Raw genomic sequence first — 22,609 nt, forward strand, 5'->3', positions numbered from 1 at the left:
GGGTACCTGCCTGTCGAACCATAGGAATGTCCGGCCATTCCTATGGTGTACAAAGTCCCACCGCCCGGTTGCCCCACCCTTTCGTACCCCCCCTAGACTGAGCTTCCAGCACAGGTGGCTACACGCTCGAAAGGCGCCCCCGTGTCCATCGGCAACTCCCCTGAAGACGAGCGTCCGTTCTCAGACGAGTCCCAGGAACCCCGTGCCTCCGTGGGCCGCGCCCTGCAGCAGGCGCGGATCGCGGCCGGGCTCACCGTGGACGACGTCAGCACTGCCACTCGTGTCCGTATCGCCATCATCCATGCCATCGAGGCGGACGACTTCGCCCCTTGCGGCGGCGATGTGTACGCCCGTGGGCACATCCGCATGCTGGCCAAGGCCGTCCACGTCGATCCCGCCCCCCTCATCGCCCAGTACGACGCCGAGCACGGCGGCCGTCCGGCCCCCACTCCGGCAGCACCCCTGTTCGAGGCGGAGCGGATCCGGCCCGAGCGGCGCGGGCCGAACTGGACCGCTGCCATGGTCGCCGCGATCGTCGTGGTGATCGGCTTCGTCGGTTTCACCGCGGTCAAGAGCAGTCACTCCGGGAACGACGCGAAATCGCAGGTCGCCGACGGTGGCAGCACGCACGCCGTGACCAAGTCCGCCTCGCCCGGCCCGACGAAGGGCAAGCCCGCCGCGCCCAGCCCCGCGCCCTCCGACAGCGCCATCGCGGCTGCGCCCCAGGACAAGGTGACCGTCCAGGTCAGCGCGGCCAACGGACGCAGCTGGATCTCGGCCAAGGACCACAACGGCCAGATGCTCTTCGACGGGCTGCTGAAGAAGGGCGACTCCAAGACCTTCCAGGACAGTTCCAAGATCAACCTGATCCTCGGCGACGCCGGCGCGATCCAGCTGTACGTCAACGGCAAGAAGATCGACGACAACTTCCAGCAGGGCCAGGTGGAGCGCCTCACCTACACGAAGGGCGACCCGGTGGCGGGCTGACCAGCCTGGGAAGAGAGCGGGTGTGACGGGGTTGGCCAAGATCGGCCAACCCCGTCGACGTGGGCTGTCAGTGAGACAAAGTAGTCTTGAGCCCATGCCTGAACGCCGTACCGTCGCACTCGTCACACTCGGCTGCGCCCGTAACGAGGTGGACTCGGAGGAGCTCGCAGGCCGTTTGGAGGCGGACGGCTGGCAGCTCGTCGAGGACGCCGCGGACGCCGACGTCGCCGTGGTCAACACCTGTGGCTTCGTCGAGGCCGCGAAGAAGGACTCCGTCGATGCCCTCCTCGAGGCCAACGACCTCAAGGACCACGGGAGAACCCAGGCCGTCGTGGCGGTGGGCTGCATGGCCGAGCGATACGGCAAGGAGCTCGCCGAGGCGCTGCCCGAGGCCGACGGCGTGCTCGGCTTCGACGACTACGCGGACATCTCCGACCGCCTGCAGACCATCCTCTCCGGCGGCATCCATGCCTCCCACACCCCGCGCGACCGCCGCAAGCTGCTCCCGATCAGCCCGGCCGAGCGGCAGGAGTCGGCCGCCTCCGTCGCCCTGCCCGGGCACGGCCCGGCCGACCTGCCCGAGGGTGTCGCGCCCGCCTCCGGCCCCCGCGCGCCGCTGCGCCGCCGCCTCGACGGCTCCCCGGTCGCCTCGGTGAAGCTCGCCTCCGGCTGCGACCGGCGCTGCTCCTTCTGCGCCATCCCGTCCTTCCGCGGCTCCTTCATCTCCCGCCGCCCCAGTGACGTGCTGAACGAGACGCGCTGGCTGGCCGAGCAGGGTGTGAAGGAGATCATGCTGGTCTCCGAGAACAACACCTCCTACGGCAAGGACCTGGGCGACATCCGCCTGCTGGAGTCCCTGCTGCCGGAGCTGGCCGAGGTCGACGGCCTCGAGCGGGTGCGGGTGAGCTACCTGCAGCCGGCCGAGATGCGCCCGGGGCTCATCGACGTCCTGACCTCGACCCCCAAGGTCGTCCCGTACTTCGACCTGTCCTTCCAGCACTCCGCGCCCGACGTGCTGCGCGCCATGCGCCGCTTCGGAGACACCGACCGCTTCCTGGAGCTGCTGGACACGATCCGCAGCAAGGCACCCGAGGCCGGAGTGCGCTCCAACTTCATCGTCGGCTTCCCCGGCGAGAGCGAGGCGGACCTGGCCGAGCTGGAGCGCTTCCTGAACGGCGCCCGCCTGGACGCCATCGGCGTCTTCGGCTACTCCGACGAGGAGGGCACGGAGGCGGCGACGTACGACGACAAGCTCGACGACGACGTCGTGGCCGAGCGGCTGGCGCGGGTCTCCCGGCTGGCGGAGGAACTCGTCTCGCAGCGCGCCGAGGAGCGCGTGGGCGAAACGGTGCGGGTCCTGGTCGAGTCCGTCGACGAGGAAGAGGGCGTGTACGGCCGTGCCGCGCACCAGGCGCCCGAGACCGACGGCCAGGTTCTGCTCACGAGCGGCGCAGGCCTGCGGGTCGGACGTATGGTCGAGGCGAAGGTGGTCGGTACGGAAGGTGTCGACCTGGTGGCCGAGCCGCTGACCGGCTCGCTCGCGTGTAGTGAGGAGGCGGGCAGATGACCGGAGTCCCGGCATCCGCCGCGGGCGGCTCCTCCGGTGCGCACGGCGCCCGGGGCCCCGCCGCCGCTGCCGACGACGCCCGGTCCGAGGTCTCCGGTTCTGCCCCAGGTCCCGACAGCGACGGCAGGCCCGCGCGCGGCGGGAAGATCGCGGCCGCGGCCGTCAACCAGGCCAGCGTCTGGAACGTCGCCAATCTGCTGACCATGCTCCGGCTGGTCCTGGTGCCCGGCTTCGTGGCGCTGATGCTGGCGAACGGCGGCTACGACCCGGCCTGGCGCTCACTGGCCTGGGCGGCTTTCGCCGTCGCCATGATCACCGACCTGTTCGACGGGCATCTGGCGCGCACCTACGACCTGGTCACCGACTTCGGGAAGATCGCCGACCCCATCGCCGACAAGGCGATCATGGGGGCGGCGCTGATCTGTCTTTCGGCCCTGGGTGATCTGCCGTGGTGGGTGACGGCCGTGATCCTCGGCCGGGAACTCGGCATCACACTGCTGCGTTTTCTGGTCATTCGCTACGGCGTGATCCCGGCCAGCCGTGGGGGCAAGCTCAAGACCCTCACCCAGGGCGTGGCGGTCGGGATGTACGTCCTGGCGCTGACGGGGTGGCTGGCCACTCTGAGGTTCTGGGTGATGGCCGTGGCGGTCGTCCTCACCGTCGTCACAGGTCTCGACTATGTGAGACAAGCCATTGTGCTGCGCAGGCAGGGAATCGCCGAGCACGCGGCCGCGTTGGAGGAGAAGGAAGCGTGACCCCACAGGCCACCGAGCTGGTGCGACTACTGACGGTGAGGGGCGAGACCCTCGCCGTCGCCGAGTCGCTCACCGGTGGTCTGGTGGCGGCGGAGATCACCTCCGTCCCCGGAGCATCCAAGGTGTTCCGGGGTTCGGTCACCGCCTACGCCACCGAGCTGAAGCACGAGCTGCTGGGCGTCGACGGCGACCTGCTGGCGCAGCGAGGAGCGGTGGATCCGCAGGTCGCGGGCCAGATGGCGGCCGGAGTCCGGAAGGCTCTGGGCGCCGACTGGGGCCTGGCGACCACCGGAGTCGCGGGACCCGATCCGCAGGACGGCCAGCCCGTGGGGACGGTCTTCGTGGCCGTCGACGGGCCGCTGAGCGACCTTCCTGGTTCTGCCGGTGGCGGAAAAGTGGAGGCCCTGCGGTTGAACGGCAGCCGTGCGGAAATTCGTATGGAGAGTGTACGGAGCGTACTCGCAGTGCTCCTGGAGCGGCTTGCGGGCGAACACACTGGGAATGAGCGGGCACAGGATACGGAACGGAACGGGGGGTTTTGATGTTTGCAGCCCTGAGTGAACACGACATCGCTCCCCGCACGGCCGCGGCGCGAGGCGGTACGGTGGGGCGAGAAGGATGCGGCTACGCGGTCCGAGGAGGGAGCCACCGATGATTCTGCTCCGTCGCCTGCTGGGTGACGTGCTGCGTCGGCAGCGCCAACGCCAGGGCCGTACTCTGCGCGAAGTCTCCTCGTCCGCCCGAGTCTCACTCGGCTATCTCTCCGAGGTGGAGCGGGGGCAGAAGGAGGCTTCCTCCGAACTGCTCTCCGCCATCTGCGACGCGCTGGACGTACGGATGTCGGAACTCATGCGAGAGGTGAGCGACGAGCTGGCGCTCGCCGAACTGGCCCAGTCCGCCCGGTCCACCGAGCCTGTGCCCACGCCGGTCCGTCCGATGCTGGGTTCGGTGTCGGTGACCGGCGTGCCACCGGAACGGGTGACCATCAAGGCGCCCGCGGAGGCGGTCGACGTGGTCGCCGCGTGACACACGTGTGCGGCCTGACAATCCGATACGACTGAGGCCCCGGACGGCTTCTCCAGGGAGACCTGGGGAGAGCCGGCCGGGGTTCTTGTCGTTCACGGCCCGGTGTGTGTCCGTTTGCCGGGCTCGCACGGTGCGGTCATGGTGGGAGGGACGTGACGGCGCCGAAGCATCGGAGGAAGCGGATGTACGTCGTGAAGAGCCCGTTGGCCGACGCGGATCTCAAGACCGTCGCCGAGGCGCTGCAGGGCGCCCTCGTGGACCTGGTGGACCTCTCCCTGGTCGCCAAGCAGATCCACTGGAACGTCGTCGGGCCCCGCTTCCGCTCCATCCACCTCCAGCTCGACGAGGTCGTCGCATCCGCGCGCACCCACTCCGACACGGTGGCCGAGCGGGCCTCCGCCCTCGGAGTCCCGCCCGACGGACGCGCCGGCACGGTCGCCTCCGGCAGTGGCATCGGCGCCACCCCGGCGGGCTGGATCAAGGACGGGGACGCGGTCGGGGCGATGGTCGACGCACTCGGCGCGGTGATCACCCGGATGCGGGAGCGCGTGGTTGCGACGGGAGAGCCGGATCCTGTGTCGCAGGACATCTTCATCGGGATCACGGCCGACCTGGAGAAGCATCACTGGATGTTCCAGGCGGAGAACGCGTAGCGGTTCGGCCGGTGCCGGTGCCGGTGCCGGTGCCGGTGCCGGTGCTGGTGCCGGTGCCCTCGGCCCGGTCGCTGCCCTGCCTTGCGCTGCGCTTGCCGCCCGCGTGCCGGCCCCACAGGTCCCGCTGATCGTTCCCCGGTCCCGTCCGCTCGCGTCCGCCGGGCCGGTGCCCGTGCACCCGTGAGCCCGAAGTGCGCCTCCCGTGCCGGGCAGGCGACGATCTAGCGTCCGGCAGGAGGTGGTGGCGGGCATGGTGGGGCGGATAGTGCGCTGGGTGGTCGGGCTGGTGTTCGCAGCCGCGTGGTGGTGGGCTGTGCTGCGGCTCGCCCTCGGGCAGGGCGCGGGTGTCCTGGAAGGCGCCGTGGTGGCCGGCGGATGGGGGCTGAGTCTGCTGCCGGTGCACTGTGTGCCCAAGGGGCGGGCGGACGGAGCGGTACGGGCGGGGCGCTGGGTGGCCGCCTGGCGGGTGGGGGGCGTTACCAGGGCATCGCCACACCCCCGTTCGGGCGAAGTATCTGACCCGTCGTGAACGCCGACGCGTCCGACGCCAGATACAGCACCGCGTGTGCCACGTCGTCCGGCTCGCCGACCCGGCCCAGCGGGGCCATCCGCGCCATCATGCCCTCGGTGTGCGCCTGCGCCTCGCCGTCGTGGCGCTCGGTCATCGGGGTGCGGATCCAGCCCGGCGCGATCGCGTTGACCCGGATGCCGTGCGGGCCGACCTCGGTGGCCAGCGTCTTGGTCAGCTGCACCACGGCCGCCTTCGCCACGCCGTAGCAGAGCAGCCCGGGGCCGCCGGTGTCGACCGCGCCGGACGCCATCGTGACGATGCTGCCCGGCGCGTCCTGGGCCAGCATCCGCCGGGCCGCCTCCTGGCAGGCGTACAGCACACCCTTGAAGTTGACGTCGAGCACCCGGTCGAGATCTTCGTCGCGGGTCTCGAGCACGGGACTGCTGTGCATGATCCCGGCGATGGCGGCCATGACGTCCAGGCGCTCGCAGGACCGGACGGCCTCGGCGAGCCGGGCCCGGTCGGTGACGTCCAGGACGTGGGTACGGGCCGTGCCCCCGCGTTTCCCGATCAGTTCCGCCGTGCCGTGCAGGCCGTCCGCGTCCCGGTCCGCGCAGTGCACGGCAGCGCCCGCCTCGGCGAGCAGAACGGCGGAGGCCCGGCCGATGCCGGCGGCGGCTCCGGTGACGAACGCGGTGCGCCCGGTGAGGTCGTACGCCGTGAGGGACATGAAGCGACCGTACGAGCATTTCTGACGAACCGTCAATTGGTGGGAAGGGGCCCTGGGTTACCGGTCCGCCGGCCGACCGTGGCGGTGAGGGCCCGGAACCCGTGCGGTTGGGGCGTCGGCGGCTCGTGGGCTGGCCCGCCCGTCCGCCCCTGGCCCGGGTGCCGTCGGATCCGGTGTCCGGGGGCGCGGGTGCGTCGTCAGGGGGTGCGGCGGGGGTAGCGGTCTCGCCAGCGCTGGGGTGAGCCCGGGGCGGGGGCGGGGCCCGTCTGGCAGGTGGGGCACCAGTAGGTGGGGCGTTCCTGGGAGCCGTCTCCCTGGTCGGCCACGCGGACCGAGGTACGGCAGCGCAGGCAGGGGCGGGGCGCGCGGCCGTAGACGAACAGGTCGTGCCGGTGCAGGCCCGTGGTCTGCCGGACCGGCCGGTCCCGGTTCGCCTCCAGGAGCTTCTTGGCGAGCGCGGGCAGTTGTTCGGCGCGGTCCGTGGGGAGCGAGCCGACCGGCAGCCACGGGGTGACACCGAGGAGGAAGCACAGTTCGCTCTTGTAGATGTTGCCGATGCCGGCGAGATTGCGCTGGTCGAGCAGGGCCTCGCCGAGCGGGCGGGCCGGGTCGGCGAGGACGTTGCCCAGGGCGCGCACCGGGTCCCAGTCGGGTCCGAGCAGATCGGGGCCCAGGTGTCCGACGACCCGCTCCTCGTCGCTCGTTCGCAGCAGTTCAAGGACCTGGAGGCGGTAGCCCACGGCCGTGCGGTCGGCGGTGCCGAGGATCGCCCGGATCTGGTGTGCCGGCCCGCCCCGCCAGCGCTCGCCCGTGCCGTACACCTTCCACGTTCCCTCCATCCGCAGATGCGTGTGCAGGGTCAGGCCGCCCTCGAACCGGGTCAGCAGGTGTTTGCCGCGCGGGATCGTGCTGAGCACCGTTCGGCCGGTGAGGTCGACCGTGGCGTACTTGGGCACCCGGAAGTCGCTGCGAGTCAGCGCCTTGCCCGCGAGGGCCTCGTGCAGCCGCCGCGCGGCCTGCCAGACCGTGTCACCTTCGGGCATGCGTCAAGAGTGCCACGGTCGGGTGAGGCGGGCGTCCGGCGGCGGTCATGCTCTCAGGCGCAGGCCGCGCGGCGTGGCCACGAAACCCGCTCCTTCCAGGAGGGTGCCTATCGGGGACGTCAAAGCCTGGGCGCCGTTGATCCGCTCGACCGTGACCGTGCCGAGGGAGCCCGCGCGGGCCGCCGCGGCCAGGGCCTCGGCGGCCGTACGGAGCCGGGGGTCGTCCGGGGCCGCGGTGTCCGGGGCGGCCGGCCAGGCCAGCAGCGTCTTGCCGCCGCGCTCCATGTAGAGCGTCAGCTCGCCCTCCACCAGGACGACCAGCGAGCCCGCCTTGCGGCCCGGTTTGTGCCCGGCGCCGGTGGGCGGTTCGGGCCAGGAGAGGGCGCCTCCGTAGGCATTGGCGGGGTCCGCCGCGGCGAGGACCACCGCACGGGGATCGGGTGCGGAACTGCTCGTACGACCGGTGCCGTACCCCCGGTTCGCCGGCGAGCCGTAGGCGCCGCCCCCGCCTCCTCGCGGACCGCCGTAACCGGGGGAGGCGAAGGGGTCTGCGAGGTCGCGGGGCGAGACGTACTCGTCGGGGGCGGGCGGGGGGTCCGCCGGGGGCCAGGTGAAGTCGCCGTCGAGGCCGGGGTGGGCGAATCCGCCGTCGGCACCACCGAAGGCGCCGGGCAGCGCGTGGTCGTGGGGCGCACCGTCGCTTCCGTCGAAGCCGTCCGGAAAGGCCGATTCCGCGAAGCCGCGCTCCATTCCCTGGGCGCTCAGGCTCTCGCCGCGTTCGCGGGCGTTGGACACCGCGCGCAACCGGTCCACCGCCCCGTCCATGGCGAACTGGGCCGCGCCCAGGCCCTCGACGACATAGCCGCGCCGCGCCTGGCCGCTCTCCTCGAACGCGGACAGCACCCGGTACACCGCCGAGAAACCGCCCTCGATCCCCTCGGCGGCGACCGCACCCCGGGTGACGACGCCATGCCGGTCAAGGAGGGTGCGGGCCAGCGCGTGGGCGCGCACGGTGACGTCCGGTTCGGCCGCGGGGAGCAGTGACCAGCGGCCGGCGACGGTCGGCGGGCCCGTGCGGGAGGCGGTGCGCGCGGCGGCCGTCAGCGAGCCGTAGCGCCCTCGCGGGACGGACCGCTTGGCGCGGTGGGCGGTCGAGCCCGCCGTACGGCCCGAGCCCAGCAGGGAGCGCATCGGCGCGAGGGTGTCGTTGGTGAGCCGGCCCGACCAGGCCAGGTCCCAGAGTGCGTCGGCCAGTTGGGGCTCGGTGGCATCGGGATGCGTGGTGGCGCGGACCTGGTCGGCGATCTGGCGGAAGAACAGGCCGTAGCCGCCGGAGAGCGCGTCCAGGACCGACTGGTGGAGCGCGGTCAGCTCCAGGGGGTGGGGCGGCGGCAGGAGCAGGGGGACCGCGTCCGCCAGATAGAGGGACACCCAGCCGTCCTTGCCCGGCAGGGCGCCCGCGCCGGCCCACACCACTTCGCCGGCGGCGGTCAGCTCGTCGAGCATGGAGGGCGTGTAGTTCGCCACGCGGGAGGGCAGGACGAGTTTCTCCAGCGCGGAGGCGGGCACGGAGGCGCCCTGCAACTGCTCGACGGCGCGCACCAGTCCGTCGATGCCGCGCAGACCGTGCCCCTTGCCGATGTGCTGCCACTGCGGCAGGAACTGAGCGAGCGCGGCGGGCGGCACCGGCTCCAGCTCATGGCGCAGGGCGGCCAGGGAGCGGCGGCGCAGCCGGCGCAGCACGGCCGCGTCGCACCACTCCTGGCCTATGCCCGCCGGGTGGAACTCGCCTTGGACGACGCGGCCGTTCGCGGCCAGCCGCTGCAGAGCGCCCTCGGTGACCGCCACACCCAGGCCGAAGCGGGCCGCGGCCGTGGCCGACGTGAACGGGCCGTGCGTGCGGGCGTACCGGGCGAGGAGATCACCCAGCGGGTCCTTCACCGGCTCGGTGAACGCCTCGGGCACGCCGACCGGCAGGGCCGTGCCGAGCGCGTCGCGCAGCCGGCCCGCGTCCTCGATCGCCGCCCAGTGGTCGGCTCCGGCGATCCGGACCTTGATGGCCCGGCGGGCTGCGGCCAGCTCGCGGGCCCACTGCGGGTCGGCGCCGCGCACGGCCAGCTCGGCGTCGGTGAGCGGGCCGAGCAACCGGAGCACGTCGGCCGTGCCCTCCACGTCCTTGACCCGGCGGTCCTCGGTGAGCCACTGCAGCTCGCGCTCCAGCTCGGTCAGCACCTCGGCGTCCAGCAGTTCGCGCAGCTCCGCCTGGCCCAGCAGCTCGGCCAGCAGCCGGGAGTCCAGGGAGAGCGCGGCGGCGCGGCGCTCGGCCAGCGGAGAGTCGCCCTCGTACAGGAACTGGGCGACGTATCCGAACAGCAGGGAGCGGGCGAACGGGGACGCCTCCGGGGTGGTGACCTCGACCAGGCGTACCTTGCGGGACTCGATGTCGCCCATCAGCTCGACGAGCCCGGGAAGGTCGAAGACGTCCTGGAGGCACTCGCGGACCGCCTCCAGCACGATCGGGAACGAGCCGAACTCGCTCGCCACCTGGAGCAGTTGGGCCGCACGCTGGCGCTGCTGCCACAGCGGGGTGCGCTTGCCCGGGTTGCGGCGCGGCAGCAGCAGCGCGCGGGCGGCGCACTCGCGGAACCGGGAGGCGAACAGGGCGGAGCCGCCGACCTGGTCGGTGACGATCTGGTCGACCTCCCCCTTGTCGAACGCGACGTCCGCCGCGCCGACGGGTGCCTGCTCGCTGTCGTACTCCGTGCCGGCCTTCGCCGGTGCCTGGTCGAGGAGGTCCAGACCCATCAGGTCCGCGTCGGGCAGACGCAGCACGATGCCGTCGTCGGCGTGCATGACCTGCGCGTCCATGCCGTATCGCTCGGACAGACGGGCGCCGAGCGCGAGGGCCCAGGGGGCGTGCACCTGGGCGCCGAAGGGGGAGTGCACGACGACCCGCCAGTCGCCCAGCTCGTCACGGAAGCGCTCCACGACGATCGTGCGGTCGTCCGGCACATGGCCGCAGGCCTCGCGCTGCTCGTCCAGGTACGACAGCACGTTGTCCGCCGCCCAGGCGTCCAGGCCCGCCGCCAGCAGCCGCAGCCGGGCGTCGTCCTTGGGCAGCGAGCCGACCTCCCGCAGGAACGCGCCCACCGCGCGGCCGAGTTCGAGGGGGCGGCCCAGCTGGTCGCCCTTCCAGAAGGGCAGCCTTCCCGGCACACCGGGCGCGGGGGACACCAGGACCCGGTCGCGGGTGATGTCCTCGATCCGCCAGGAACTCGTGCCCAGCGTGAAGACGTCGCCCACCCGGGACTCGTAGACCATCTCCTCGTCCAGCTCGCCGACCCGGCCGCCGCCCTTCTTGGGGTCGGAACCGGCGAGGAAGACCCCGAACAGGCCGCGGTCGGGGATCGTGCCGCCGGAGGTGACGGCGAGTCGCTGGGCCCCCGGACGGCCGGTGATCTCGCCGGTCACGCGATCCCACACCACGCGCGGGCGCAGCTCCGCGAACGCGTCGGACGGATAGCGGCCCGCGAGCATGTCCAGGACCGCCGTGAACGCCGACTCGGGCAGTGACGCGAAGGGCGCCGCCCGGCGGACCACGGCGAGCAGGTCGTCGAACTGCCAGGTGTCCAGCGACGTCATGGCGACCAGCTGCTGCGCGAGCACGTCCAACGGATTGGCGGGAACCTTCAGGGACTCGATCGAGCCCGTGCGCATCCGCTCGGTGACCACCGCCGCCTGGACGAGGTCACCGCGGTACTTGGGGAAGACGACACCGGTGGAGACCGCGCCCACCTGGTGTCCCGCACGACCGACGCGCTGCAGCCCGGAGGCGACCGAGGGCGGGGACTCGACCTGCACGACCAGGTCGACCGCGCCCATGTCGATGCCCAGCTCCAGGCTGGACGTGGCCACCACGGCAGGCAGCCGGCCGGCCTTCAGGTCCTCCTCGACCAGGGCCCGCTGCTCCTTGGAGACCGAGCCGTGGTGCGCGCGGGCGATCACCGGGGGAGCGCCCTGGGCGGCGCCCGAGCCGCCCATCAGCTGGGCCGGGGAGTGATGCTCGTCGAGCGTCTCGCCGGTCGCGCGCTCGTAGGCGATCTCGTTGAGCCGGTTGCACAGCCGCTCGGCCAGACGCCGGGAGTTGGCGAACACGATCGTGGAGCGGTGCGACTGGACCAGGTCGGCGATCCGCTCCTCCACATGCGGCCAGATCGACGGCCGCTCGGCGCCCTCGCCCGCGTCCGCCGCCGGCGCGCCGCTCAGCTCGCCCATGTCCTCCACCGGGACGACCACGGACAGGTCGAACTCCTTGCCGGACTCCGGCTGCACGATCTCCACCTTGCGGCGCGGCGAGAGATAGCGGGCCACCTCGTCCACCGGGCGGACGGTCGCCGACAGGCCGATCCGGCGGGCCGGCCTGGGCAGCAGCTCGTCCAGCCGCTCCAGGGAAAGCGCGAGATGGGCGCCGCGCTTGGTGCCCGCGACCGCGTGCACCTCGTCCAGGATCACCGTCTCCACGCCCGTCAGCGCATCGCGCGTGGCCGAGGTCAGCATCAGGAACAGCGACTCGGGAGTGGTGATCAGGATGTCCGGCGGGCGCGTGGACAGGGCGCGGCGCTCGGCCGCCGGGGTGTCGCCGGAGCGGATGCCGACCCTGATCTCGGGCTCGGGCAGGCCCAGGCGCACGGACTGCTGGCGGATACCGGTCAGCGGACTGCGGAGGTTCCGCTCGACGTCGACCGCGAGGGCCTTCAGCGGGGACACGTAGAGAACCCGGCAGCGCTTCCTCGGGTCGGCCGGCGGCGGGGCCGAGGCCAGCTGGTCCAGGGCGGCGAGGAACGCGGCCAGCGTCTTGCCCGAGCCGGTCGGGGCCACCACCAGCACGTCCGAGCCCGCACCGATGGCCTGCCACGCGCCGGCCTGGGCCGCGGTGGGCGCGGAGAACGCCCCCGTGAACCAGCCGCGGGTCGCGGGGGAGAAGCCGTCGAGGGCTCGGTGTGGGGAGCTGACCATGCGTCCATCCTGCACCCGGCCACTGACAATCGTGCTGACCTGGGCAAACGCGGGTGCGACGGAGAGGCGTGGGCCGGTCGCTGACGGCGGGGCGGAGAATGGGCGTATGGCGGGTGGAGCTCGGCGGGGCGAGGAGCGGGCGGGCGGTCGGACGGCTGGGCGTCGCCCGGTGGAGCGTGCGCGGCACTGGCGGTACGACGACCTGCCGGGCGTGGACCTGCTGCGTGCCCGGTACGTCCACAAGACCTTCGTCCGGCACACCCACGAGCACTTCGTGATCGCGGCCATAGCCGACGGCGTCGAAGTCTTCCACCACCGCGGCTCCGACGTGTACGTCCCCGCCGGGGCCCTCGCCCTGGTCAACCCGGACACCGCACACACCGGCCGGGCCGGTGTCCCCGAGGGCTGGCGCTACGGCGCGGTCTACCCCTCGCCCGAGGTGGTGGCCGCGATCGCGGCCGAGACCACCAGCATCCGGGGCACGCCGGGTTTCGCCAGCCCCGTCCTCGACGACCCCTACACCGTCCGCCTGGTCCACCAGGTGCTCCGCGCCGCCGACGAGGGCAACGCGCTGGCCGCCGACACCCTGCTGAGGGTCGCCGTGACCAGGTTGCTGCGGCTGAACGGCGGCCCGCTGCCGCAGCGGCCGGTCCGCACGGCCGGAGCCGGCGTCGCGGCACGCGCGCGTGCCGTGCTGGACGAGCGGATGGCCGAGCCGCCGACCCTGGAACGGCTCGCCACCGACCTCGGCACCAGCCCGTTCGCGCTGCTGCGGGCGTTCCGCGACGCCTACGGCATGCCGCCGCACACCTGGCTGACCGACGCCCGCGTACGCCGCGCGCGCGTCCTGCTGGACGCGGGAACGCCGCCCGCCGAGGCGGCCGTGGCCGTCGGCTTCACCGACCAGCCCCACCTCAACCGGCACTTCGCCCGCATCGTCGGTGTGCCCCCCGGGGCGTATCAGCGCGAGCGCACGAATGTGGGCGGCCCGGAGAACGCGAGCGAGCGCAAGAACGTACAAGACCCGGGCTGAGGGACGGCCGTACCGTCCGGGGCGTGGCACAGCAGACAGCACTCGCGGACAGCACCGCCGACGACGTGGACAAGCCCGACCGCGCGGTCGTGCGGGACGCCCTCGGTGTCGGTGTCGCCGTAGGCCTGTCCGGATTCGCCTTCGGGGTGACCTCGGCCGGCAGCGGGCTCGGACTGCTCCAGACCTGCGCGCTCAGCCTCCTCGTCTTCACCGGCGCCTCCCAGTTCGCCCTGGTCGGAGCCCTCGCCGCCGGAGGCAACCCGTTCACGGCCGCCGCCGGGGCCTTCTTCCTCGGCGTACGCAACGCCTTCTACGGGCTGCGGCTGTCGGATCTGCTCGCCCTCCCACGCGCGGTACGGCCGTTCGCCGCCCAGTGGGTGATCGACGAGACCACGGCGGTCACCCTGGCACAGCCGACCCGGCATGCCCGCCGGATCGGCTTCACCGTGACCGGGCTCACGCTGTACGCGCTCTGGAACCTCACCACGCTGCTCGGCGCGCTCGGTGCCAAGGCCATCGGCGACACGCGCGCGTGGGGCCTGGACGCGGCCGGGCCCGCGGTGTTCCTGGCCCTGCTCGCGCCGATGCTGAAGACGACCACCGAGCGCGCGGTCGCGGGTCTCGCGGTTCTGCTGGGCCTCGGCCTGCTGCCCGTCCTGCCGGCCGGCGTCCCGGTCCTGGTGGCGGCGCTGGCGGCACCGGTCGCCCTCGTCGCCGAGGGCCGCCGCGGGGCGCATGGGGGACAGGAGGTCGGCGCCGCCGAGGAGCAGGGCGCACCACCGGGGCCCGAGGCGGCCGGCGGATCGGCGGAACCGGAGTCGGAGGAGGACCGGTGAACACGTGGATCGCGATCGGCTTGACCGCCCTCGGCTGCTACGCCGTCAAGCTGGCCGGCCTGCTGGTGCCCGCGGGTGCCATGGAGCGGCCGTTCGTACGGCGGCTGGCCGCCCTGCTGCCGGTCGCCCTCCTCGCCGCGCTCACGGCTCAGCAGACGTTCGCCGACGGGCACGCGCTCGTGCTGGACGCGCGCGTCGCGGGACTGGGTGCGGCCGCCGTCGCGCTGGTGCTGCGCGCGCCGTTCCTGCTGGTCGTGGGGGCTGCCGTGGTGGTGACGGCGGGCGTGCGGGCCCTCGGAGGGTGACGCGGGACCGCCTCGCCCCAGGCCGGCTCAGCCCACGAAACGCCCGTACGCCCGCAGGGTGCGCAGTGCCTCGATCGTCACCAGAGGGCGTCCTTCCAGCGCGGGGGCGGGTGCCCACTGGCGCCACCGGATCGGCCAGCCGCCGTCCTCCTGCTGCTCGGCGGCCAGGTGGTCCAGCGAGCGTGCCATCTCGTCGTCGGTGAACCACGCGCGGGCGAGTGAGTCCGGGCTTCTGGCGAAGTCGTGCGGGAAGTGGTGCTCGCCCGGGGCGTAGCCGGACGCCACCGGATACGCGTCGAGCCGGTCCGGGTCCAGGGCCGCGAGCCGCTGCTCCCGCACCATGCGGCCGAGCCGGTCCGCGGCGGCCTCCGCGCGCGAGCGGTCGGGAGCGGAGTCCAGGAAGGCCACGGCGGCCTCCACCTCGTACGGGTGGGACTTGTCCAGGGTCTCCACGGCCTGCCAGCAGAAGTCGGTGGCCCGGAACAGCCAGGCGTGCCACACCTCGTTGCGGTGCAGCAGCCCTACCACCGGTCCTGTGGCGAGCAGCTCGCTGGGCGGGTCGTCGACGACCGGCACGAACGGTGCCACCGGATATCCGCGCTGGCTGGGGTGGATCGCCGGCAGGGCGCCCTCGGCGGTGGAGACCGAGGTCAGATAGCGGCACACGCGCTCGACCCGCTGCCCGCCGCAGCGCCCGATGGCGTCCAGTACCCGCAGCGCGTGCGCGATGTGCAGGGGCTGGCTCACGGGGCCACGCAGATCGGGCTCCAGCGCGTGCCCGTACCCGCCGTCCTCGTTGCGGTAGGCGTCCAGCGCCGCCTCCACCGCGTCCGGGGTGCCGTGCAGGAAGTGATACGTGAACAGGCGCTGTTCCAGCACGCGCGCGGTGAGCCACACGAACTGCTCGGCGCGGAAGAGCGGGAAGCGCGCCGGGGGCGTGGAGGGGAGTGGGGAAACTCCGGTTTCGGCCATGCGTCAGACCGTAGGACGGAAAGCGGTCTCGGCAAGTGCTCCCGGCCGGGGCCCACCCCCAGGGGCGGGATACTGGAGTCATGCGGTTGACGGTCTTCTGGCAGCGGATGGCGGAACACTTCGGTCCGGGGTACGCCGACACCTTCGCACGCGATCACGTCATGTCGGAGCTCGGCGAGCGCACGGTGCACGAGGCGCTGGACGCCGGCTGGGACGCGAAGGACGTGTGGCGCGTGGTCTGCGCGGTCATGAACGTGCCGGGCGAGCGGCGGTGAAGTGCTGCCGGAAACGCCCTGCATGTCCGCGAAGAGGGTGTCCGTACGGCACCGATCGGTCACGAAGACCGCAGGTCGGCACCGGTTGTCGGTGGCGTGGGCGAGACTTGGCCCGTGGCACCCACTGACGAGGACAACGAGCCGCTGACCCGGGACGCGGCACCGGCCGGCACGACATCGACCGAGCGGCCACCGGCCACCGGCGCCGTCGCTCCGGGCGGCCGCATGCCGCGCTGGCTGCCGCGTGCCATGGTGCTCGCGCTCGCGCTGATCGCCGCGTTCCAGCTCGGCAGCTGGGCCTTCCACCAGCTGACCGGGCTGTTGATCAACATATTGATCGCGTTCTTCCTGGCCCTCGCGATCGAGCCCGCGGTGAGCCGGATGGCCGCCCGCGGGATGCGCCGGGGGCTCGCCACCTTCCTGGTCTTCCTCGGGCTGACGATCGCCGTCGCCGGGTTCGTCGCCTTGCTCGGCTCCATGCTGGCCGGCCAGATCATCAAGATGATCGAGGGCTTCCCGGACTACCTTGACTCCCTCATCAACTGGATCAATGAGACCTTCCACACGGAGCTCCGCCGCGTGGACGTCCAGGAGGGCCTGCTCCACTCCGACTGGCTGCGCAAGTACGCGCAGAACAGCGCCGCGGGCGTCCTCGACGTCTCCGCACAGGTGCTCGGCGGACTGTTCCAGATGCTGACGGTGGGACTGTTCTCGTTCTACTTCGCCGCCGACGGCCCCCGCCTGCGCCGCGCCCTGTGTTCCGTGCTGCCACCCGCGCGCCAGGCCGAGGTGCTGCGCGCCTGGGAGATCGCCGTCGACAAGACCGGCGGCTACCTCTATTCGCGCGGCCTGATGGCGCTCATCTCCGGCATCGCCCACTACATCCTGCTCCAGGCCCTGAGTGTGCCGTACGCGCCCGTGCTCGGTGTCTGGGTGGGCCTGGTCTCGCAGTTCATCCCGACCATCGGCACGTACCTCGCGGGTGCGCTGCCGATGCTGATCGCGTTCACCGTCAACCCCTGGTACGCGGTGTGGGTGCTGGTCTTCGTCGTGATCTACCAGCAGTTCGAGAACTACATGCTCCAGCCCAAGCTGACCGCCAAGTCGGTCGACATCCACCCGGCGGTCGCCTTCGGCTCGGTCATCGCGGGCACCGCGCTGCTGGGCGCCGTCGGCGCGCTGATCGCCATCCCGGCGGTGGCCACCCTTCAGGCGTTCCTGGGGGCGTACGTGAAGCGCTACGCCGTCACGGACGATCCGAGGGTGCACGGACACCGGAGCCGGGGGCCGGCCGCCACCGGGATGCTGGCGCGCATACGCCGGCCGCGCGCAGGTCGGCCCGAGGCGGAGGAGTCGTCGTGAGCCGGTGCGCCGCGGCGACGGGCCTCGCGGGCCGGTGACGGGAGAGCAGCGTCGTGGGCCGGTGCGAGCTCGGCCTGGTCATCGGTGCATCAGCACCGCCCGCAACCCGCCCCGGCGGCGGGCCGCCGCGTAACAGCCGGCCGCCGTGGCCACGATCCGGCGGTGCGTCCTCTCGTCCCGGGGAGGAGTGCGACAACAGCCGGGCCGGCACGCACAGGACGAGTACGGCATGTGGGCTCACGCCGTGCGGGGGCCTGGGCGGGCCCCTCGGCCGCTCCGGAGGCCGGCGCCGCCGGCAGGATCCGGAACCCGGAGCGGACGGCGAGCGGCATGCCGGCGGGGCCTTGCGGCCGTGATCCCGCCGACCTCCACCACGTCAGTCGGCGGCGGTTCGCGGTCGGCGGCAGCCCGTGGGACGGTCCCGTCTCCTGGTGCGCGAGCCCGTCGCCCTCGGGCTCTCCTTCGGGCCGGCGCTGATCACCGTCATCCGGGTCACGTCGTACCTGCGCGTCGGTCCGCGGCTGCGTCGGCTCCCCGGACGCCGCAGGGTGCGCTTGACACAAAAATCGAACATCCATTCTTATGGGGGTTCAGGCGAGGCTTCGGGTAGTGGATTTCATCCGGTTTTGTGGGGTTAAGTCCGTCGGTTATCCACAGGCTGGGCCTGCGTCGGGGCGCATTGTCAGTGGCAGGCGTTAGCGTCTTTGACGTGAAGCGATCGACTCAAGCAAACCGGGTGGAACCCATGGCAGGAACCGACCGCGAGAAGGCGCTCGACGCCGCGCTCGCACAGATTGAACGGCAATTCGGCAAGGGCGCGGTCATGCGCATGGGCGAGCGGTCGAAGGAGCCCATCGAGGTCATCCCGACCGGGTCGACCGCTCTCGACGTCGCCCTCGGCGTCGGCGGCCTGCCCCGCGGCCGTGTCGTCGAGATCTACGGCCCGGAGTCCTCCGGTAAGACGACCCTGACCCTGCACGCCGTGGCCAACGCCCAGAAGGCCGGCGGCCAGGTCGCCTTCGTGGACGCGGAGCACGCCCTCGACCCCGAGTACGCGCGCAAGCTCGGCGTCGACATCGACAACCTGATCCTTTCCCAGCCCGACAACGGCGAGCAGGCCCTGGAGATCGTGGACATGCTCGTCCGCTCCGGCGCGCTCGACCTCATCGTCATCGACTCCGTCGCCGCGCTCGTCCCGCGTGCGGAGATCGAGGGCGAGATGGGCGACAGCCACGTCGGTCTCCAGGCCCGGCTGATGAGCCAGGCGCTGCGGAAGATCACCAGCGCGCTGAACCAGTCCAAGACCACCGCGATCTTCATCAACCAGCTCCGCGAGAAGATCGGTGTGATGTTCGGCTCCCCGGAGACCACGACCGGTGGCCGCGCGCTGAAGTTCTACGCCTCGGTGCGTATCGACATCCGCCGCATCGAGACCTTGAAGGACGGCACGGAGGCGGTCGGCAACCGCACCCGCTGCAAGGTCGTCAAGAACAAGGTCGCCCCGCCCTTCAAGCAGGCCGAGTTCGACATCCTCTACGGCCAGGGCATCAGCCGCGAGGGCGGTCTGATCGACATGGGCGTGGAGCACGGCTTCGTCCGCAAGGCCGGCGCCTGGTACACGTACGAGGGCGACCAGCTCGGCCAGGGCAAGGAGAACGCGCGCAACTTCCTCAAGGACAACCCCGACCTGGCCAACGAGATCGAGAAGAAGATCAAGGAGAAGCTGGGCGTCGGTGTCCGGCCGGAGGAGCCCGCCGCCGAGCCGGGCTCGGACGCGGCGGTCACCACCGCGCCCGCCGACGACGCCAAGGCGGTGCCCGCCCCGTCGGCCGCCAAGGCCACCAAGCCCAAGGCCGCCGCAGCCAAGAGCTGACCGTGACACGACGAACCGACTGGGCCGAGTACGAATACACCACCACCCCCGGTGCCCCACGGGGGAGGGGCGCCGGGGGCCATTGGGGCTCCGCCCCGGGTGGTGACGACGGATATCCGGACGACGGTTACGAGGGTTACGACGAGCACCGTGGGACCCGGGCCGACGGTGGCGTCCGCCCGGGCGGCCCGGTGGACGAGCTGTCCGTGGGTGGTTCACCCGGCCGTGGCGCCCGCGGCGACGTCGTTCCGCGGGCCGGCCGGGGGCGCGGCCGGCGGCGCGGCTTCGGGGACGCGCCCAGTGAGGACGAAGGCGCCCCTTCCTCGTCGAGGGCCGAGCGGGGGGAGTCTTCAGGGGACCCGGCTGAGCGGGCACGGGCGATCTGCCTGCGCCTGCTCACCGGGACCCCGCGCACCCGCAAGCAACTCGCCGACGCGCTGCGCAAGCGGGAGATCCCGCAAGAGGTGGCCGAGGAGGTGCTGTCGCGGTTCGAGGAGGTCGGGCTGATCGACGACAGCGCGTTCGCGGACGCCTGGGTGGAGTCCCGGCACCATGGCCGAGGACTCGCGCGCCGGGCGCTCGCCCAGGAGTTGCGGACCAAGGGGGTCGACTCGCTGCTGATCGACGAGGCCGTCTCCCAGCTCGACTCCGAGCAGGAGGAGGCGACGGCCCGCGAGCTCGTCGCCCGCAAACTGGGCGCCACCCGCGGCCTCGACCGTGACAAGCGGCTTCGCCGCCTCGCCGGCATGCTGGCCCGCAAGGGCTATCCCGAGGGTATGGCTCTCCGGGTTGTCCGTCAGGCCCTGGAGGAAGAGGGCGAGGACGCCGAGTTCCTAGGAGAAGGGGACTTCTGAGTCCTCGGGCGGCCGGACATCTCCGGACCCTCCATGGGCGTAAGGGGGTTAACCTCAGCCGAAGACGCCGGACCACCTCAGTGCTCTCCCTGCCACGCGCGGGCGAGTCTGTACGCACGTTCCGGAGCACGGCACACACCAGCCGTGGCCGGCCGCGTACGACCCAGCCGACGCGTACAACAGAAGAGAGCCCACCCGATGATGCTGCGATACGCCCTGAAGACGGTCCGTGCCCGGAAGGTGGGTTTTCTGGGCGCATTCCTCGCGCTGATGTGCGCGGCCGCTCTGATCACCGCCTGTGGCACCCTCCTCGACACCGGCCTGCGCGGCACCATCCGCACCGAGCGCTACGCCGCCGCTCCCGTCGTGGTCTCCGGCGACCAGTACGTCCACCGGACCACCGTCAAGCACAAAAAGGGCAAGACCAAGGTCAAGCACAAGGCGAAACCCATCGCCGAGCGCGCCTGGATCGCCGAGCGGCTGCGCACCAGACTCGCACACGTCCCGGCCGTGGCCCGGGTCGTGCCCGAACTCACCTTCCTCGCCCAGCCGTTGACCCCGGCCGGCACCGGCGGTCGCACCGCCTACGGACATGCCTGGGAATCCGCCGCGTTGACGCCGTACCGGCTGACCACCGGCCGCGCGCCCGCGTCCGACGGTGACCTGGTCATCGACAGCGCCCTCGCCGCACGGGCCCGGCTGCGGCCAGGTGACCGGCTCACCGTGCAGTCCACGCAGGCCCCGCGCCGTTACCGCATCACCGGTATCGCCGCCCCGGCCACCGCCGTTCGCCACCAGACCTCCCTGTTCTTCTCCACCGCCGAGGCCCGCCGCCTCGCCGCGCATCCCGGGCAGGTCAGCGCGTTCGGTGTGCTGCCGACCACGGGGGCGGACCTCGAGAAGGTGCGGACCGCCGTGGCCCAGGCGCTTGCCGGCACCACCGCCCAGGTCAGCACCGGAGCGGCCCGCGGGCCCGTCGAGTTCCTGGACGCGGCCGCCGCCCGCACCCGGCTGGTCAGCATGGGTGGCGCCATGGGCGGGACCTCGCTGCTGGTAGCGGTTCTCGTGGTCGTCGGCACCTTCGCGCTGACCGTGCAGCAGCGCCACCGCGAACTCGCCTTGCTCCGCGCCATCGCCGCCACACCCGGAGAGATCCGCAGACTGCTCGGCCGGGAGGCGCTGATCGTCGGTGCGGCGGCAGGCACGGTGGGCGCGCTGCTCGGGCTGCCGCTGGGTGACTGGCTGCACTCCAGGTTCGTGGCCCTGGGCGCCGTACCCGCCACACTCGAGCCCACCGTCAGTGTCTTCCCGCCGTTCGTCGCCCTGGCCGCCACTCTGCTCGGCGCCTGGGCCGCGGCCCGGATCGCCTCACGCAGGATCGTCCGGATCCGCCCGACCGAGGCCCTCGCCGAGGCCAGGACCGAGCGGACCCGTCCCGCCTGGGGCCGGATCGGCGCCGGGCTGCTGCTTCTCGCCGGTGGAGCCGTCCTCGTCGTCGTCCTCACCTCCCTGCGCACCGAGCCCGCCTCCACGCCCGTGACCTTCCTCGCCGTCGTCGTCCTGTCCACCTCCGTCGCCCTGCTCGGTCCCGTGCTGGTCAAGGCGGCCGCGCTGGTGCTCGGCGGCCCGCTGCGACTCACCGGTCACGGCGGTCGCCTCGCCACCGCCAACCTGCGCGGCAACGCCGCCCGGATGGCCTCCGTCGTCACCCCCCTCACCCTGCTCGTCGGCATGACCTGCACCGTCCTGTTCGTCCAGTCCACCCTCGGCGATGCCGCCCGCGCCCAGGTCCGGGACGGCGTCCGGGCCGACTGGGTCGTCGCCGCGCAGGGACCGGGCGTCCCCGCCGAGGCCGCACAGCGGCTGCGCGCACAGCACCACACCGTCACCGAGGTGGTCCGTACGACCGTCCGCGTCGGACTCGACAAGTACCCCGCGCAGGGCGTCACCCCGGCGGGCCTGACCCGCACCTGGGACCCGCAGGTCACGGCCGGCTCCCTCGACCGGCTCGCCGCTCACACCGTTGCTGTCAGTCAACTGGCCGCGGACCAGCAGCACTTGACGCCCGGCAGCACACTGAAGCTCACCCTCGGCGACGGGACGCCCGCCACGCTCACCGTCGCCGCCGTCTATGCCAGGGGTCTCGGGTTCGGAGACATCACCTTCGCCCACGACCTCGTCGCCCGCCATGTCGACAACCCACTCGCCTCCTCCGTCCTCGTCAGCACGGCCCGTACAGAGACACAACTCGCGACTACGCTCCGTGAGTTCCCGGGACTCCGGATTCTTTCGCCGGCCGCCGCCGACGGCCTGCAGGCCGACCGGCAGCAGGCGAACGCCGAGGTCGACTATCTCGCCATGGGGCTCGTGCTGGCCTTCACCGCCATCGCCGTGGTCAACACGCTGGCGATGTCGGTAGCGGAGCGTGTGCGGGACTTCGCCCTGCTCCGGCTAGCCGGTGCGACCCGCCGTCAGGTCCTGCGCATGCTGCGCACCGAGACGCTGTCCGTTCTGTGCCTCGCCACCTCGCTCGGCAGCGGGATCGCGCTCGTCGTGCTCGCCGCGTTCAGCGTCGGCATGACGGGCCGTGCGGCGCCCTCGGTCACGCCCCTGCTCTACGCCACCGTCGTCGGGGTCGCCGGTCTCCTCGCGCTCGTGGCCAGTGCGGTTCCCGGGCGGGCGGCACTTCGGGTCCGGGCGGTGACGGTGGCCACGGCGAAGGAGTGACACAGCGGGGGAGGAGCGGCGGAGATGAGCCTGCGTGGCCGCCACGGGGCTCATCTCCGCTTCGGGCGCCGGGCCTCCCGGAGA

At 72.5% G+C, this 22,609-nt stretch carries 19 protein-coding genes; 15 read left to right on the forward strand and 4 right to left on the reverse strand.

Going from position 1 to position 22,609, the window contains the following annotated elements; translation table 11 throughout:
* Positions 1 to 141: 141 nt before the first annotated feature.
* The 7 genes from AB0L59_RS31420 to AB0L59_RS31450 all read left to right on the forward strand — a co-directional run bounded on the left by AB0L59_RS31420 (position 142) and on the right by AB0L59_RS31450 (position 5,517).
* The gene (locus tag AB0L59_RS31420; RefSeq protein WP_365590022.1) at positions 142 to 987 is read left to right on the forward strand and encodes a RodZ domain-containing protein; all 846 of its coding nucleotides are present in this window, start codon (positions 142 to 144) and stop codon (positions 985 to 987) included.
* 94 nt (positions 988 to 1,081) lie between these two features.
* Complete coding sequence (gene rimO, locus AB0L59_RS31425; RefSeq protein ID WP_365590023.1) at positions 1,082 to 2,554, forward strand: 30S ribosomal protein S12 methylthiotransferase RimO; 1,473 nt, start codon at positions 1,082 to 1,084, stop codon at positions 2,552 to 2,554.
* Complete coding sequence (gene pgsA, locus AB0L59_RS31430; protein ID WP_365590024.1) at positions 2,551 to 3,309, forward strand: CDP-diacylglycerol--glycerol-3-phosphate 3-phosphatidyltransferase; 759 nt, start codon at positions 2,551 to 2,553, stop codon at positions 3,307 to 3,309. The genes rimO and pgsA overlap by 4 nt, the downstream gene beginning before the upstream one ends.
* Positions 3,306 to 3,851 (forward strand): CinA family protein, encoded by a 546-nt coding sequence (locus AB0L59_RS31435; RefSeq protein ID WP_365590025.1) that lies wholly within the window; start codon positions 3,306 to 3,308, stop codon positions 3,849 to 3,851. The genes pgsA and AB0L59_RS31435 overlap by 4 nt, the downstream gene beginning before the upstream one ends.
* A 109-nt stretch (positions 3,852 to 3,960) precedes the next feature.
* Positions 3,961 to 4,335, forward strand: a complete 375-nt coding sequence (locus tag AB0L59_RS31440; RefSeq protein ID WP_365590026.1) for a helix-turn-helix transcriptional regulator — start codon at positions 3,961 to 3,963, stop codon at positions 4,333 to 4,335.
* Between the two features lie 182 nt (positions 4,336 to 4,517).
* Positions 4,518 to 4,988: a DNA starvation/stationary phase protection protein gene (locus tag AB0L59_RS31445; protein WP_365590027.1), complete on the forward strand. Its 471-nt coding sequence runs from the start codon at positions 4,518 to 4,520 to the stop codon at positions 4,986 to 4,988.
* 250 nt (positions 4,989 to 5,238) lie between these two features.
* Positions 5,239 to 5,517, forward strand: coding sequence for a hypothetical protein (locus tag AB0L59_RS31450; RefSeq protein WP_365590028.1), 279 nt, complete (start codon positions 5,239 to 5,241; stop codon positions 5,515 to 5,517).
* On the opposite strand, the gene AB0L59_RS31455 is transcribed toward AB0L59_RS31450, so the two are convergent.
* The 3 genes from AB0L59_RS31455 to AB0L59_RS31465 all read right to left on the reverse strand — a co-directional run bounded on the left by AB0L59_RS31455 (position 5,465) and on the right by AB0L59_RS31465 (position 12,288).
* Complete coding sequence (locus tag AB0L59_RS31455; protein ID WP_365590029.1) at positions 5,465 to 6,229, reverse strand: SDR family NAD(P)-dependent oxidoreductase; 765 nt, start codon at positions 6,227 to 6,229, stop codon at positions 5,465 to 5,467. The two genes, AB0L59_RS31450 and AB0L59_RS31455, sit on opposite strands and share 53 nt — an antisense overlap.
* Before the next feature lie 197 nt (positions 6,230 to 6,426).
* Positions 6,427 to 7,272 (reverse strand): DNA-formamidopyrimidine glycosylase family protein, encoded by an 846-nt coding sequence (locus AB0L59_RS31460; protein ID WP_365590030.1) that lies wholly within the window; start codon positions 7,270 to 7,272, stop codon positions 6,427 to 6,429.
* 45 nt (positions 7,273 to 7,317) lie between these two features.
* Positions 7,318 to 12,288, reverse strand: coding sequence for an ATP-dependent helicase (locus AB0L59_RS31465; RefSeq protein WP_365590031.1), 4,971 nt, complete (start codon positions 12,286 to 12,288; stop codon positions 7,318 to 7,320).
* Positions 12,289 to 12,394: 106 nt separating this feature from the next.
* Between AB0L59_RS31465 and AB0L59_RS31470 the strand changes: the two genes are divergently transcribed.
* From AB0L59_RS31470 to AB0L59_RS31480, 3 genes are read left to right on the forward strand one after another with little or no spacing between them, the layout of a single operon-like run.
* A complete protein-coding gene (locus AB0L59_RS31470; RefSeq protein WP_365590032.1) occupies positions 12,395 to 13,321 on the forward strand; it encodes an AraC family transcriptional regulator in 927 nt (308 codons plus the stop codon).
* A gap of 23 nt (positions 13,322 to 13,344) precedes the next feature.
* Positions 13,345 to 14,157 carry an AzlC family ABC transporter permease gene (locus AB0L59_RS31475; RefSeq protein WP_365590033.1) on the forward strand — a complete coding sequence of 271 codons (813 nt, stop codon included), beginning with the start codon at positions 13,345 to 13,347 and terminating at the stop codon, positions 14,155 to 14,157.
* Positions 14,154 to 14,462, forward strand: a complete 309-nt coding sequence (locus AB0L59_RS31480; protein WP_365590034.1) for an AzlD domain-containing protein — start codon at positions 14,154 to 14,156, stop codon at positions 14,460 to 14,462. The genes AB0L59_RS31475 and AB0L59_RS31480 overlap by 4 nt, the downstream gene beginning before the upstream one ends.
* Before the next feature lie 27 nt (positions 14,463 to 14,489).
* Here the strand turns inward: AB0L59_RS31480 and AB0L59_RS31485 are convergent, their stop codons facing one another.
* Complete coding sequence (locus AB0L59_RS31485; protein WP_365590035.1) at positions 14,490 to 15,434, reverse strand: hypothetical protein; 945 nt, start codon at positions 15,432 to 15,434, stop codon at positions 14,490 to 14,492.
* 80 nt (positions 15,435 to 15,514) lie between these two features.
* Between AB0L59_RS31485 and AB0L59_RS31490 the strand changes: the two genes are divergently transcribed.
* The 5 genes from AB0L59_RS31490 (at position 15,515) to AB0L59_RS31510 (ending at position 22,525) form a co-directional block, all read left to right on the forward strand.
* A complete protein-coding gene (locus tag AB0L59_RS31490; RefSeq protein ID WP_365590036.1) occupies positions 15,515 to 15,709 on the forward strand; it encodes a DUF3046 domain-containing protein in 195 nt (64 codons plus the stop codon).
* A 114-nt stretch (positions 15,710 to 15,823) separates the two neighbouring features.
* A complete protein-coding gene (locus AB0L59_RS31495) occupies positions 15,824 to 17,071 on the forward strand; it encodes an AI-2E family transporter (RefSeq protein ID WP_365590037.1) in 1,248 nt (415 codons plus the stop codon).
* Between the two features lie 745 nt (positions 17,072 to 17,816).
* The gene (gene recA / locus AB0L59_RS31500; RefSeq protein ID WP_365590038.1) at positions 17,817 to 18,944 is read left to right on the forward strand and encodes a recombinase RecA; all 1,128 of its coding nucleotides are present in this window, start codon (positions 17,817 to 17,819) and stop codon (positions 18,942 to 18,944) included.
* Positions 18,945 to 18,946: 2 nt separating this feature from the next.
* The gene (recX, locus tag AB0L59_RS31505; protein WP_365590039.1) at positions 18,947 to 19,798 is read left to right on the forward strand and encodes a recombination regulator RecX; all 852 of its coding nucleotides are present in this window, start codon (positions 18,947 to 18,949) and stop codon (positions 19,796 to 19,798) included.
* 198 nt (positions 19,799 to 19,996) lie between these two features.
* A complete protein-coding gene (locus AB0L59_RS31510) occupies positions 19,997 to 22,525 on the forward strand; it encodes an FtsX-like permease family protein (protein WP_365590040.1) in 2,529 nt (842 codons plus the stop codon).
* Positions 22,526 to 22,609: the final 84 nt, after the last annotated feature.

The sequence above is a fragment of the Streptomyces sp. NPDC052109 genome (assembly GCF_040680195.1).
GTDB lineage: Bacteria > Actinomycetota > Actinomycetes > Streptomycetales > Streptomycetaceae > Streptomyces.

Bases quoted from the DNA above. Each gene is read 5' to 3' on its own strand.
- AB0L59_RS31450 (WP_365590028.1), top strand. From the start codon at position 5,239: ATGGTGGGGCGGATAGTGCGCTGGGTGGTCGGGCTGGTGTTCGCAGCC.
- AB0L59_RS31510 (WP_365590040.1), top strand. From the start codon at position 19,997: ATGATGCTGCGATACGCCCTGAAGACGGTCCGTGCCCGGAAGGTGGGT.
- AB0L59_RS31460 (WP_365590030.1), bottom strand. From the start codon at position 7,272: ATGCCCGAAGGTGACACGGTCTGGCAGGCCGCGCGGCGGCTGCACGAG.
- pgsA (WP_365590024.1), top strand. From the start codon at position 2,551: ATGACCGGAGTCCCGGCATCCGCCGCGGGCGGCTCCTCCGGTGCGCAC.
- AB0L59_RS31445 (WP_365590027.1), top strand. From the start codon at position 4,518: ATGTACGTCGTGAAGAGCCCGTTGGCCGACGCGGATCTCAAGACCGTC.
- AB0L59_RS31485 (WP_365590035.1), bottom strand. From the start codon at position 15,434: ATGGCCGAAACCGGAGTTTCCCCACTCCCCTCCACGCCCCCGGCGCGC.
- AB0L59_RS31455 (WP_365590029.1), bottom strand. From the start codon at position 6,229: ATGTCCCTCACGGCGTACGACCTCACCGGGCGCACCGCGTTCGTCACC.
- AB0L59_RS31490 (WP_365590036.1), top strand. From the start codon at position 15,515: ATGCGGTTGACGGTCTTCTGGCAGCGGATGGCGGAACACTTCGGTCCG.
- AB0L59_RS31470 (WP_365590032.1), top strand. From the start codon at position 12,395: ATGGCGGGTGGAGCTCGGCGGGGCGAGGAGCGGGCGGGCGGTCGGACG.
- AB0L59_RS31440 (WP_365590026.1), top strand. From the start codon at position 3,961: ATGATTCTGCTCCGTCGCCTGCTGGGTGACGTGCTGCGTCGGCAGCGC.
- rimO (WP_365590023.1), top strand. From the start codon at position 1,082: ATGCCTGAACGCCGTACCGTCGCACTCGTCACACTCGGCTGCGCCCGT.
- recA (WP_365590038.1), top strand. From the start codon at position 17,817: ATGGCAGGAACCGACCGCGAGAAGGCGCTCGACGCCGCGCTCGCACAG.
- AB0L59_RS31465 (WP_365590031.1), bottom strand. From the start codon at position 12,288: ATGGTCAGCTCCCCACACCGAGCCCTCGACGGCTTCTCCCCCGCGACC.